Annotated in this window: 10 protein-coding genes and 1 tRNA gene; 4 read left to right on the forward strand and 7 right to left on the reverse strand. The window is 61.5% G+C overall.

The window, feature by feature from the left end; translation table 11 throughout:
- Window positions 1–169: 169 nt before the first annotated feature.
- From ACILSO_RS16415 to ACILSO_RS16430, 4 genes are all read right to left on the reverse strand, one after another.
- Entirely contained in the window at window positions 170–991 is an 822-nt protein-coding gene (locus ACILSO_RS16415; RefSeq protein ID WP_395738517.1) for a hypothetical protein, read from the reverse strand.
- Window positions 992–1,073: 82 nt separating this feature from the next.
- Window positions 1,074–2,402 carry a dipeptidase gene (locus ACILSO_RS16420; RefSeq protein WP_395738518.1) on the reverse strand — a complete coding sequence of 443 codons (1,329 nt, stop codon included), beginning with the start codon at window positions 2,400–2,402 and terminating at the stop codon, window positions 1,074–1,076.
- A 138-nt stretch (window positions 2,403–2,540) separates the two neighbouring features.
- Entirely contained in the window at window positions 2,541–3,170 is a 630-nt protein-coding gene (locus ACILSO_RS16425) for a hypothetical protein (protein WP_395738519.1), read from the reverse strand.
- A gap of 20 nt (window positions 3,171–3,190) precedes the next feature.
- Window positions 3,191–4,432 (reverse strand): MFS transporter, encoded by a 1,242-nt coding sequence (locus ACILSO_RS16430; protein ID WP_395738520.1) that lies wholly within the window; start codon window positions 4,430–4,432, stop codon window positions 3,191–3,193.
- Between the two features lie 96 nt (window positions 4,433–4,528).
- On the opposite strand from ACILSO_RS16430, the gene def reads away from it, so the two are divergent.
- On the forward strand, window positions 4,529–5,092 hold the full coding sequence (gene def / locus ACILSO_RS16435; RefSeq protein ID WP_395738521.1) for a peptide deformylase: 564 nt from the start codon (window positions 4,529–4,531) through the stop codon (window positions 5,090–5,092).
- Between the two features lie 124 nt (window positions 5,093–5,216).
- Entirely contained in the window at window positions 5,217–6,869 is a 1,653-nt protein-coding gene (locus ACILSO_RS16440) for a hypothetical protein (protein ID WP_395738522.1), read from the forward strand.
- Between the two features lie 51 nt (window positions 6,870–6,920).
- On the opposite strand, the gene ACILSO_RS16445 is transcribed toward ACILSO_RS16440, so the two are convergent.
- The gene (locus tag ACILSO_RS16445; protein ID WP_395738523.1) at window positions 6,921–8,330 is read right to left on the reverse strand and encodes a DUF1501 domain-containing protein; all 1,410 of its coding nucleotides are present in this window, start codon (window positions 8,328–8,330) and stop codon (window positions 6,921–6,923) included.
- 208 nt (window positions 8,331–8,538) lie between these two features.
- Window positions 8,539–8,613: transfer RNA gene (locus ACILSO_RS16450), tRNA-Thr, on the reverse strand.
- 16 nt (window positions 8,614–8,629) lie between these two features.
- Between ACILSO_RS16450 and ACILSO_RS16455 the strand changes: the two genes are divergently transcribed.
- A complete protein-coding gene (locus tag ACILSO_RS16455; RefSeq protein ID WP_395738524.1) occupies window positions 8,630–9,475 on the forward strand; it encodes a TrmH family RNA methyltransferase in 846 nt (281 codons plus the stop codon).
- 131 nt (window positions 9,476–9,606) lie between these two features.
- Here ACILSO_RS16455 and ACILSO_RS16460 read toward each other — a convergent pair whose 3' ends face one another.
- Window positions 9,607–10,905: a Gfo/Idh/MocA family protein gene (locus tag ACILSO_RS16460; RefSeq protein ID WP_395738525.1), complete on the reverse strand. Its 1,299-nt coding sequence runs from the start codon at window positions 10,903–10,905 to the stop codon at window positions 9,607–9,609.
- A gap of 115 nt (window positions 10,906–11,020) precedes the next feature.
- Between ACILSO_RS16460 and ACILSO_RS16465 the strand changes: the two genes are divergently transcribed.
- Window positions 11,021–12,436, forward strand: coding sequence for a dihydrolipoyl dehydrogenase family protein (locus ACILSO_RS16465; RefSeq protein WP_395738526.1), 1,416 nt, complete (start codon window positions 11,021–11,023; stop codon window positions 12,434–12,436).
- The last annotated feature ends 6 nt before the right edge of the window (window positions 12,437–12,442 follow it).

Below are 12,442 nucleotides of genomic sequence, written 5' to 3' on the forward strand. Positions count from 1 at the left end.
TCTTGTCGAAAAAGCTCATGAAGTCAGGGGAGGAATACGACCGGAACTAGCCCCTGCAGGCGAAGGTTGAAAATGTTTTGTTCAGCCTCTGACTTCACCCACAAAAAAGCGGGATGGCCTTTCGACCATCCCGCGTTTGTTGATTTAAAAAGAGCTGACACCAGCCGCCTTATTCCTTCGGCTTGTCAGGAGCCGGAGCGGGTGGGGGTGGAGGTGTGGGTGCGTTCGGCGCTGGATCACCTTCAGCGGGAGGACGACGGAAGCCGCCCTGACCTTCTCCGGGAGGGCCGCCGGCACCGCCAGGAGCGCCGCCGCCTTCACCCGGCCGGCCCATGCCGCCACGGTTGCGGAACATCTCACGCATTTTTTCCATCGCCTTGATGTACTCGTCTTCGGAGACGCTGCCGTTGCCGTCAGCGTCCATGCGCTTGAAGTTTTCTTTGGGGTCGCCAAACATGCCGCCACCACGCGGGCCGCCTTCGCCACGACCGCCCTCACCACCGGGGCGCATGCCTTGTCCGGGCGGGCCACCAGGAGCACCGCCGGGGGAGCCTCCTTCACCTCCTGGCGGACGACGGAAGCCGCCGCCGCCGCCTTCACCACCCTGCGGACGCATGCCCTGTCCGCCGGGGCCTCCCTGTCCGCCCTGACGCGCCATTTGCATCATTTTGCCGATTTCATCCTGATCGACAAAACCATCTTTGTTGCCGTCCATGCGGCCAAAGCGCTCTTCGCTCTCCTTCTTGCCGAGGGCGTCAAACTCTTCCTTGCTGATCTTGCCATCCGAGTTGGTGTCAGCGCGTTTGATAAACTCCGCGATGCGTGCACCGGGATCGCCACCACCTTGAGGGCCCTGCGGTCTGCCTCCGGGTGGAGGTCCGCCAGGCTGGCCACCTTCAGGCGGCGGTCCTTTCGGGGCGTCCTGGGCGCTGGAGAGGCAGGTCAGGCTCAGGATGCTGAACCCGTAGAGGAATGTCTTTTTGAGTTTCATGTCGTGCGTGTTATTTGGTTAGTGAAAGCACTGCGGCTCAAACATCATCGTGTGGGAATGGTTGCAAAGTTTGCAGAAAAAGTTACGCCAGCTCCGCCAGCAGCGCCTGATTCAGGCTGACGCCCGCGACGAAATTTTCGATGGGGAAATTCTCATTCGGCGCGTGCGCCTGACAGTCTGGCAGCGCCAGCCCCAGCAGCAGTGTGTCGGCATTCAGCACGTCTTTAAATGCCTGCACGATGGGAATGCTGCCGCCTTCACGGATCAGCGCCACCTTGTCCCCGAACACTTTTTTCAGCGCACGCTGCGCTGCTGTTCCAAGAGTGGAATGCGGGTCCATCAGGTAGGGCATGCCGGTGTGTCCGGGCTTGATCTCCAGCCGCACGCCTTTTGGCAGATGCGCCTGCAAATGCGTGGCCACACGCTGCAGCACCACATCCGGGTGCTGATCTGGCACCAGACGGAACGACAGCTTCAGAAAAGCCTCGCGGCCGATCACGGTCTTCGAGCCTTCCCCTTGATAACCACCACCGATGCCGTTCACCTCCGCCGTGGGCCGTGCCCAGCGGCGCTCACGCTCCGTGTAGCCCGGCTCTCCAAACAGCGCGGGAGATCCCGTCAGCTCCAGCATCTCCGCATCGCCATCGCCCAGATCCGCCCAGGCCTTCCGCTCCCAGTCCGCGATTGGGCGCACCCCGTCGTAAAAGCCTTCGACCATCACGCGCCCTTCGGCATCGTGCAGCGTCGCTGCCAGCCGCGCGATGGCCGTCACCGGATTGGCGATGGCACCGCCAAAAATACCGCTGTGCAGATCGATCGACGGTCCATGAATCTTCGCCTCCAGGCAGGCAATGCCTCGCAGTCCGTAAGTGAAGGTGCCCACGCCGGGAGCGACCATGCCCGTGTCCGAAATGGCCACCACATCGCACTTCAGCATCTCGCGGTGCTGCTCCAGAAACGGCTTCAAATTCGGACTGCCGATCTCCTCTTCGCCTTCAAACAGCACCGTCAGGTTCACCGGCAGATCGGCGTGCTTCGCCAGCGTCTCCGCCAGCCCCTGCACGTGCGCCATGAGCTGCCCTTTGTTGTCCGTGGCTCCTCGGCAGAAGATTCTCCCGTCACGGATCGTCGGCTCAAATGCCGGAGACTTCCACTCTCCCAGCGGCTCCGCAGGCTGCACATCGTAGTGCCCATACAGAAGCACCGTGCGGCGTCCGGCGATGTGCTTGTTCTTCGCCACCAGGACCGGATGCCCCGGCGTCTCATGCAGGTCTCCCGTCAGCCCCATCTCACGCACCTTGCTCAGCAGCCACTCAGCGCAGGCCCGTGTATCAGCACGCCGCGTGGAGTCAGTGGAGACGGAGGGGAATCGGAGGCAGGTAAGGAGGTTGTCGAGGCCGGGAGGGTTCATAGGACGAAAAATGAGGGACGGGTGGCCAATAGGTCAAGCGATACCGCCAAAGCAAATTCGTCCTCCCGCCCGCAGTCGCCTTCGCTTTTGACGCGCGCCCAGGGATGATAGAGTGCCTGCCAGCGAGGTCTTCCGTCCTTACTTCAGCTTCTTCACCTCGACCTCGTCCACACTGCCCTTGCCGCCATAAAGGTTCAGCAAAACACCGGCCTTGGGGCCTCGGGTGAGCTCGGTCTTGAGTTCGAACACCGCCTTGTCGTTTACCATGACGGTGATCTTGTCGCCCTTGGATTCAAATGCCACGCGCTGCCATTCCTTGGCGGCATCGGCACGGGTGTTGGCCGCTTTCAGATTGGTCTGGCTCTCCACATCGCGCACGGCCACCACGCCTGCCGGCGTCACGGCGATGTTGATCTTGCGCTGCGCACCAGGCCGCTCCCCAGGCGTGTAAAAGCCGAAGGCGATCCAAGAACAGGCCCAGGGCTTGACCAGCAGCTGGATGGAGGCGTCCTCCACGGGCGCATCAAAAGCACGCCAGATGACCGCCCCTCTCGCCGCCGCCTGGTCCATGAGCAAAGTCCCTTCCGCGAGTTCAAACTTCGCCGCCTGCTCGCCTTTGGCGAAGATCCACTTTTCGTCCAGCTTCTCCGCCTTGAAATCATCCGCCAAAAGGACGTCCCCCTTCAGGCGCATGGCCTTTGGGGGCTTTTTGTCCGCCGCATGCAGCACTGCCGTGAAGGCGAGCCAGAGAATCAGAAGGCGTTTCATGAGACTTCAAGGCGAGTTCATCAATGCTTCACCTCGACATTGCAGGAGAGCTCCTTTGGCGGCCAGAAAGCCACGAGCAGCAGCGCCGTGGCCACCAGCGCAAATCCGGTGGGCCAGAGGAAAAGCTCACGATAATTCACCGAGCCATCCGCAGCGGTCAGGCTGCCCTGCAGCGGAATAAAGATCCATTTGGCAGCGAGGTCTCCGAGCCCCAGCACAAGAAGATTGAAGAGCCCCTGCGCACTGGCCCGCACATCCTTGGGGAAGGCGGCGTCGATGAAGATGTAGAGAGTGGCAAAGAAGAAGGCGTAGCAGATCCCGTGCAGCACCTGCACGGCGATGATCATCGTCTGGTTTGCAGGCATGAAGGCAAACACCGCAAAGCGTGCCGCGTGGCCCAGAATGCCCAGCGTCATGGTGGTCTTCCAGCCCAGGCGTGCCAGCACGGCACCCAGCACAGCCATGGTCAGGATCTCGGCAACCTGCCCGATGCTCATGACGGGCATGATCCATTCTGGCTTGATGCCCACGGCCTTGCTGCCCAGAAAGCCGCCGGCCATGAGGAAGTAACCGTTGTGAATGGTCGAGTCGATGAACGTAACGATGAACAGCACCAGGAGGTAGGGATGCCCCAGAAATTTGAAGGCGCTGAGCCAGGCAAGTTTGCTCTCCCCTTCGGCAGCAGGCTTCGGCGGAGTATGTGGGAGACTCAGGCTGAAAAAGGCCAGCAGCAGAGAGGAGGCACCGGAAACCAGGAAGATATTCCGGCTGGCGGTAACCGCCTCGACACCGGACTTGCCCTGCAGGATGAAATAGAGCGGCCATGCGGCGAGGATCCATCCGATGGTTCCTCCCATGCGCACCAGCCCAAATTCCTTCTGCGCGTTCTGCAGGTGTGTAAAGGCGAGAGAGTTGGCCACGGAGATTGTCGGCACATAGAAGAGCGAGTGCACAAGCATCAGGGCAAAGAAGGTGGGGAAATCCTTCACCCAGTACATGGCCAGAATGGACAAGCCGCCGACCAGATGGCTGAATGCCATGAACTTCTCAGCCGCAAAGCTGCGATCAGCAAACTGATTGCTGAAAAAGATCCCAATCACAGAAGCGATCGCAAATGCCGTGCCCACCAGCGCCACCTGGGTGTCGGTAAAGTTCAGTCCATCCTTGCCCATGTACCCCCAGATCAACGGCAGCCACGCTCCCCAGATGAAAAACTCGAGGATCATCATGACAAACAGCTTCTTGGCGGCGGGGGACTTCATAAGTGGCCGCGAGGCTAGGGAGAGCGCCACATCTTGGCAAGGACAAAACCACTCCCGGCTTGAGCAGGCCGAAACCTGATGATATTGAGAAAGAATATGGTCCGCAAAATCGTCCGCTATCCAGAACCCGTCCTCCGTGCCAAATGCCGCCCCGTGACCGAAGTCACGCCTGAAATCCGCACCCTGGCCGCTGACATGCTGGAAACGATGAAGGATGCCAATGGCGTCGGCCTCGCAGCCCCTCAGGTGGCCGAGGACATCCAGCTTGCCGTCATCGACGTCTCCCACAATCCCGACTGCATCACTTTCATGAAGGTCAATGGCGAGAAGGTGAACATGGTGGAGCACATGCCCGTCGTCTTCACCAATCCCCAGCTCGACCTCGGCAAGGACAAGGAGATCGGCGAAGAAGGCTGCCTCAGCTTCCCCCGCCTGCGCGGAGACATCCGCCGCTCCAGCGAGATCAAGGTCACCTACACCGACCTCGAGGGCAGGACCGTCACCGTGGAAACTGACGGCCTCCTCGCCCGCGCCTTCCAGCACGAGATCGACCACCTCAATGGCATCCTCTTCATCGACCGCCTCAACGCCGTCGCCAAAGTCGGCATGAAGCGCAAGCTCGCCCGCCTGATGCAGGAGTGGGAAGAGGACGACGAGTAAAGCTTCGCCTCAAGAGCGCCCCCGGGGAGAGCGAGGCACCGAGCCGCATGCTCTTTTTGACAAAGGGCATGCCCCCAAAGCGGGGGGCAGAAACAATCCCGCAGTGCATTCGTTGGTTTCAGCCATGAAACGAAGACGCATGCTCTCCACCGTGGCAGGCTTGTATGGCGCGCAGGCCCTGCTGCGTCAGCACGCCCAGGCGGCCAGTCCTCAGAGCGCAGAGGATCTGCATGACCCGTATGCAGACGTGGACTGGGAGACGTGCGGGCATCTGCATTCGATGTCGCATCAGCATGGCGGGCAGACGAAGGCCTCGTGTGATGAGTTTTATGCCATGGGCTACCGCCACTTGGCGTTCAGCAATTATTATCCCTCCGCGCCCACGTATCCTCTCACTCAGGCCTTCCAGGCGAAACGTGCGGACGTCATCGCCGCACCGAACGCGGAGCAGCATTCCATGCCGGATGCGCCGCTTCATTTCAACTCGCTCGGCAGCCTGCTCGCCACCGGTTATGGCAGCAGTCTCACCGCTGCGCAGCGCGGCACGGCGCCGCTGGTCCACCGGTTTGGCGGCTTGCAGGTCTTTACCGAGGACCGGCCTTGGGCCGGCGTGTATCGGCTGGACCTGACATTGTCTGCAGACGCTGAAGGCGGGCCTGCCAAACTGACGGTCAAAGGCGCCACCGAATGCGAGTTCAGCGGCGCATTTGCAGCCAAAGCACCGGTGCATGAACTCCCCCTGATGGCGGGCAGCCACACCCTCTATTTCAGAACGACTGAACCGCAGCTCCACATGGAGCTGAACTATGATCGGAAGCAGCTCACGGTCACCCAGTGTCGCCTCATGCAGGGCAGCAACCGCCCCTGGCGCGAGGTTTTCCGCGCAGCGCTGGACGGAGAGACCATCGAAGGCCGGCGCACCGGCGGGCTGCTGCATGCCGATGGCGGGGGCATCACGCTCAACCACCCCACCCAGGATCGCCAGCGCTACGAGACGTTTCTGGACTTTGATCCCCGCGTACTGGGCATCGAAGTATGGAACCAGCTGACGTCCGGCTTCGGCTCCAGCAAAGGATTTTACGATGACAGCCCGGGGCCGCGCCTGCACTTCTACCAGCTGTGGGACGATCTGCTGCGCACCGGCAGACGCTGCTGGGGGTTCTTCGTCAAAGATCACAACACCTTCGGGCGCGGCCGCAATGTCCTGCTGGTACCAAAGGCTGAAGGGAGCGCTGCCAGCACGGAGGCGGAGGCTCTGCGCGCCTATCGGAAAGGAGCCTTTTTTGGAGCCGTGTCCGCACTGGCGGTCAACGACGCGGGGGAAGTGGTGCCGCCTTATGATTACAGCACGTTTCGGTTCTCACGCATCGTCGTCAAGAGGGATGCCGACGGCAGGGCAGCGGCTGTCGAAGTCGCAGTCACTGGCAACGACCACCTCAAGCGGCCCCACGTGCAGATTCGTTTTGTGACCGATCGAGGAGTCGCTCGGGTGGTCGATGCATCGCAAGCCGAGTTTCCTCTGGAGCGGGACACCGCCGGCCGCTGGCTGGCGGCCTTTGTGCGGGTGGAGGCCTTCGCCTATCCGGGCACGCACCTTGGCGGAGAGCCACTGACGGCTGAGAACATTCGCGGCATGAACGTTCATGACATCTCTCTCCTGCATGACCGCCGCTCCACGACCGGCAAGGCCCATTATTCCAGTTCAGGCGGCGCGGAACTTCGCTCCCGCATCCCCATCGTGGACATGATCTTTTCTCAACCTTTGCGCAGAGTGTGAGCTCGCCAGACGCAAGTTGCCACCAAGTCTCCTCCACTGGTCTGCGGCAGTCTACCCAAACAACCCCATCACCGGCTTGCCGGTGGAGAATGGCGGACGGGACAGGCCGGTGTTCATGGTGAGATCGTTCAAAGGCACTCCCAGGGCATGGAGCACGGTGGCATGCAGATCCTGGACCGTGACGGGATTGCTCACAGGCGCGGAGGCGGTCTTGTCCGACTCGCCGTAAACCGCGCCGCCGCGGATGCCGCAGCCGGCCACGATGGCGGAAAAGCACTTGGGCCAGTGCTGGCGTCCGGGCGGCCCCTGAGTGAGGATGATGGGCGTGCGCCCGAATTCACCCACCGCCACAACCAGTGTGTCATCAAGCAGGCCGCGCTGCTTGAGATCAGTGAGAAGCGCGGACAGCGCCTGATCAAGGCGCGGCAGGCAGAAGTTCATGCCATAGGACCCTCCTCCAAAGGCATTTCCCATGCCCATGTTTCCGCCGTGCATGTCCCAGCTGGAGCTCGGCGGACCGCCGCCTTTTTCATTGGGCGCTGCACCGACCCAGCCATTGACGGTGATGAAGCGCACACCCGCCTCCACCATGCGCCGTGCCAGCAGCAGATTCTGCCCCAGCGGGTGCATGCCATAGCGTTCGCGCACGGCCAGTGGCTCGCTCTTCAAATCAAAAGCCTGGCGGCCTTCCGGACGCGTCATCGAGTCGTAGGCCTTCTCCCGGAGTTCATTCCAGTCCTTTCCCTGCGGATTGTCCGCGAGGAGCTTGGATTCGAGATCGGCCAGCAGCTTGCGCCGTTCCCACAGGCGTTCGGGATCGCCCATGTCGTAAATCTCTGGTGCCTTGAAATTCGGCATGGCGGGGTGGTTGTCCGCCGAGCCGACAAACACCGGCGCATGCGCAGAGCCCAGGTAGCCGCCGGAGCCGATGTTCGGCGCGCAAAAGACCGGCTGCCCCACGCATTTGATGAGCCAGGCATTGGAGACGAGGTTTTCTTCACTCGGCAGATGCTTCGCCACCACCGAGCCAAGATAGGGCAGGCCGTCGGGCTCGCCCTGCTTCACGCGCTCGATCAACTGCCCGCTGAGCAGGTTGTGCATGGCGTCAAAGTGATTGTTGATCGGCCCCGGGTGCGTCATCGAGCGGATGAGGCAGAAATGATCGGTCACCTTCGCGAGCATTGGGTGGAGTTCGCTCAAGTGCATGCCCGGCACCTTGGTGCGGATGGGCTTGTACGGCCCGCGGATCTCAGACGGCGCGTCCGGCTTGAGGTCCCACGTGTCGAGCTGGCTCGGGCCGCCGCACAGCAGGAGAAAAATGCAGCGCTTCTTCGAAGCCACCGCTTTGCCCGAGGCGTCCAGCTTGTCCTTTCCGACGACGAGCCCTGGTATGGCGAGGTTCAGAGCGCCGATGCCACCGGCTTGAAGAAACCGGCGCCGCGAAGTCGGGAGGAGATTCATAAACAGAGGCTGTTTGAAACGAACGCGATATTGCCGCAGGCAACATGCCCCGTGCAGACCCCGGGGTTGAATAGCTACGGCACCACCCACCGGGATTTCTCATCTTCGGGACGGAAACTCCCATCAGGAAGCATTTGTCGGATCTCGGCAGAAGTTGCCTCTCCTCACTCACTCCCCCTTTTGGCTGGGGTTTTTAAACGTTTTCAAATGGAGCCAGCAGTCGGGGTCGAACCGACGACCTGCGGTTTACAAAACCGCTGCTCTACCACTGAGCTATGCAGGCACATTCGTGAGGGGCCATGATCATAAGCGACTGCGATCATTCGGCAAATGGATTTACAACCGGATTCACCTATGGATGGTCCGCCAACCGCATGCTCATCACCAGCTCTTCCAATGAACGCATCAAACACGCCCGCCGCGTACGCGAGGGGCGGGAGCGCGATCTCATCTTTGTGGAGGGCGAGCGCCTGGTGGGCGAGTGCGTCTCCTCCGGCCTCAAGCTCCAGGCCAGCTTCACCGCCGAGTCCCCTTCCCCGTCACAGCTCACCCTCTTGGAGCGCATCTCCTGCCCTGTATTTCAGCTTTCGGAGTCTGTCCTCGAATCGCTGAGCGACACCACCTCCACGCAGGGCATCATTGTCATCGCCGAGCGCCCCTTCCCTGCGCTGGACCGTCTCTTTGACAGCAAAGCCCCGCTCATTCTCGGCCTCGACCGCATCCAGGACCCCGGCAATCTCGGCACCCTCGTCCGCACCGCTGAATCCGCCGGCGTCAGCGGCCTCTTCTCTTTCGCGGGATCCGCAGACGCCTTTTCTCCCAAGACCCTGCGCAGTTCCATGGGTTCCGCCTTCCGCCTGCCCATTCTGCCCGATGTCTCCGGCCTCGGCACCATCGAAACCTGCCGCGCTCGCGGCATCAAATCCGTCGTCGCCACAGGGGAGGCCGATCTCCTCCACTACGACTACGACTGGCGCCAGCCCACCCTCCTCATCCTCGGCAACGAAGGCCGCGGTGCCAGCGCCGAAATCATGAAGGCTTGCGATGCCCGCGTGCGAATCCCGCTGCACTCTCCCGTGGAATCACTGAACGTAGCGGCTGCGGGCGCTGCGATCCTTTTTGAGGCGGTTAGGCAGCGCCGGTGAGCCAAGCATCAGCCCCTCCTCACTCTTCCACCGATTCAGGAAACCCGCAGATTCATCCAGAAGGAAATTGGTCGGTTTCCTGAATCTGTGGGAAAGCAAAATTCATCCAGCGCCCCCGTCCTTGACTCCGCCTACCCAATCTCCGGCAGCTTCCACTCCCCACGGAATGGCCGCGCATTCATGAGCGCATTTGCTGCCTCGTCATTCGTAAACGTCTCCGCCTTCGGATCCCACAGCAGCTTGCGATTCGCTTTCAGCGCCATCGCCGTAAGCTGCGGCAGCGTGTCCGAGCGCACGGCGGTCTCGATGTCACAAATCGCCCGCTGCTTGTTCTTGATCGCGTCCACAAAATTGCGCGTGTGCTCGAGGCTGGCGATCAGCTTGACCGGCATAGTACCCTCCTTGTTTGCAGGATCGCGCAGGATGGCGTCGTCACTGGCCTTGATGTTGCCACGCAGCACATGCACCCAGCCGTTTTCGCCGATGAACCGCGTGCCGTGGCCGATGTCCATGTTCTTCTCGTTCACAAAGGTAATCGGCGCGGCATTCGCATACTCCATGCGCACCTTCCAGGTCAGCACGGCATCGCAGCCGCCTTTGTCGGGATAGGTGGCCTCAGCCTCCACGCTTACGGGACCGGTGTCGTCAGTGCCATTGCCCCACTGCGCGATGTCCAGGTGGTGAATGCCCCAGCAGGAGATCATGCCGAGGGAGAAATTGGTGATGTTCTCATGGTTGTCCCGCTTGAGCTTTTCCACATTGAAGGCCGTCATCGGCGCGGGTCCCACCCAGCGCTCCCAGTCCACATGCTCAGGCACGGGTTGCTCGGGAAAATCAGGCCCGATCTTCCCGCCGGGCACGCCCACCTGAATCTCCTTCAGCCTGCCCAGACGGCCGTTCTGCGCCAGCTCGCAGGCCCACCGGAATTTGAGATCGCTGCGCTGCTGCGTGCCAAACTGAAACACCACGCCGGTCTTCTTCACCGCCGCACGCACGTGCTTGGACTCCTGCATGGACATGCCCATGGGTTTCTCGTGGTAGATATGCTTGCCGTTCAAAATCGCGTCGGTAGCAGGAATGCTGTGCCAGTGCACCGGCAGCGCCATGAGCACCGCGTCGATGGACTTGTCGCGGTTCAGCTCACGGAAATCACTCATCACCTTCAGGTCTGCGCTGCCGTAGCGCTCCGCCACCGCCTGCTGCGCGCGTTCGATGTTCTTTCTGTTCACATCGCACACCGCCGTCACCCGTACATCGTCATGATTCAGGAAGGCCCGCATGTCGTGCGTGCCCTGTGAGCCCACGCCAATGACGCCGAGCGTGATCTTGTTGGAAGGCGCTGTCTGCGAGCGCAGCACATGCGCCGACACAAACACAGGCGCGACACCGGTGGCAAGAATCTGGGAGAGAAAGGAGCGGCGTGTCTTCATGGTGGCGGAATGCTACGAAAATGCCGGCACCGATTTGAAGGACAAAATTTGGGTGAAATCAGACGTCGGCATCCTCGGCTTGCGCACGCTCGTTCCCACCTGCACATCTCCTCCCATGTCAGAAAACTCTTTCGATTTCATCGTCATCGGCGGCGGCAGCGGTGGCTACGCCGCAGCCCGCACCGCTCACAGCGCCGGCCTGCGCGTCGCCGTAGTCGATGGTGCCTCCGAACTCGGCGGCCTCTGCATCCTGCGCGGCTGCATGCCCAGCAAGACGCTCATCGAGTCCGCCAACCGCCAGCTCCACATCCGCCATGCCGAGGAGTTCGGTCTCAAGGCAACTTCCCATGGCGTGGACATCCGCACCATCCGCGACCGCAAACGCACCCTCATCGCCGACTTCGCGGGCTACCGCCAGGGCCAGCTCGAAGACGACCGCTTCACCCTGCACCGCGGCTACGCCAGGTTCGTCGATGCGCACACCCTGGAAGTGACACCGCGCGATGGCTCCGCTGCTTTCCACATCACCGCCCGCACCTTCTGCATCGCCACCGGTTCGGAAGTCTTCGTCCCAAATGTGCCCGGCCTGACGGAAACCGGCTTCTGGACCAGCGATGATGTCCTGGATGCTGAGACGCTGCCAAAACACATCGCCGTCCTCGGCGGTGGCGCCATCGCCCTCGAAATGGCCCATTACTTGGAGGCCATGGGCTGCCAGATCACCCTGCTCCAGCGCAATACTCAGCTTCTCACCGGTCAGGATCACGATTGCAGCGACGTGCTCGTAAAGGCCTACCGCGAACGCGGCATGGCCGTGCATCTCGGCACGCATCTCAGCAGGGTGTCCACACACGAAGGCCGCAAGCGCATCGAGTTCACCGAGGGGGGCCACACACACTCCATTCTCGTGGATGAAATCCTCCTCGCCATGGGCCGCGTGCCCGCGACGAAGGGCCTCGCTTTGGACGCTGCCAAAGTCACGCTGCACAAATCCAAGGTCATCGTCAATGACCGCCTGCAAACCTCCCAGTCGCACATCTTTGCCGCTGGCGATGTGTGCAGCCCGCTGGATGTCGTCCACATCGCCATCCAGCAGGGAGAAATTTCCGCCCGCAATGCCGCGAAGCTCATTCATGGCAAAGCAGCCGATGAGACCATCGACTACCGCCTCACCCTCTTCGGCGTCTTTTCCCACCCGCAGATGGCGGTGGTGGGTGCGACGACGGAAAAGCTCAAGGAGCAAAACACGCCCTTTCTCGAAGCCAGCTATCCCTTCAATGACCACGGCAAATCCATGGTCATGGGCGAGACCGCCGGCTTCGTGAAGATGCTCGCGCATAAAGAAACCGGCGAGATCCTCGGCGCCTGCGTCGTCGGCCCGGAAGCCACCGAGCTGATCCATGAAGTCGTCATCGCCATGAACTTCCGCGCCACCGTACAGCAGTTCATGGCCATCCCGCACTACCACCCCACTCTCAGCGAAATCTGGACCTACCCGGCGGAGGAAATCGCGGATCAGATGGCGGGGTGAGCAGTA

Origin of the sequence: Prosthecobacter sp. (assembly GCF_044226605.1) — a bacterium.
Lineage (GTDB): Bacteria > Verrucomicrobiota > Verrucomicrobiia > Verrucomicrobiales > Verrucomicrobiaceae > Prosthecobacter.

Excerpts from the sequence above, each read along its gene's own strand:
- ACILSO_RS16415 (WP_395738517.1), bottom strand. The coding sequence starts at position 991 with ATGAAACTCAAAAAGACATTCCTCTACGGGTTCAGCATCCTGAGCCTG.
- ACILSO_RS16460 (WP_395738525.1), bottom strand. The coding sequence starts at position 10,905 with ATGAAGACACGCCGCTCCTTTCTCTCCCAGATTCTTGCCACCGGTGTC.
- ACILSO_RS16440 (WP_395738522.1), top strand. The coding sequence starts at position 5,217 with ATGAAACGAAGACGCATGCTCTCCACCGTGGCAGGCTTGTATGGCGCG.
- def (WP_395738521.1), top strand. The coding sequence starts at position 4,529 with ATGGTCCGCAAAATCGTCCGCTATCCAGAACCCGTCCTCCGTGCCAAA.
- ACILSO_RS16425 (WP_395738519.1), bottom strand. The coding sequence starts at position 3,170 with ATGAAACGCCTTCTGATTCTCTGGCTCGCCTTCACGGCAGTGCTGCAT.
- ACILSO_RS16420 (WP_395738518.1), bottom strand. The coding sequence starts at position 2,402 with ATGAACCCTCCCGGCCTCGACAACCTCCTTACCTGCCTCCGATTCCCC.
- ACILSO_RS16430 (WP_395738520.1), bottom strand. The coding sequence starts at position 4,432 with ATGAAGTCCCCCGCCGCCAAGAAGCTGTTTGTCATGATGATCCTCGAG.
- ACILSO_RS16465 (WP_395738526.1), top strand. The coding sequence starts at position 11,021 with ATGTCAGAAAACTCTTTCGATTTCATCGTCATCGGCGGCGGCAGCGGT.
- ACILSO_RS16455 (WP_395738524.1), top strand. The coding sequence starts at position 8,630 with ATGATCATAAGCGACTGCGATCATTCGGCAAATGGATTTACAACCGGA.
- ACILSO_RS16445 (WP_395738523.1), bottom strand. The coding sequence starts at position 8,330 with ATGAATCTCCTCCCGACTTCGCGGCGCCGGTTTCTTCAAGCCGGTGGC.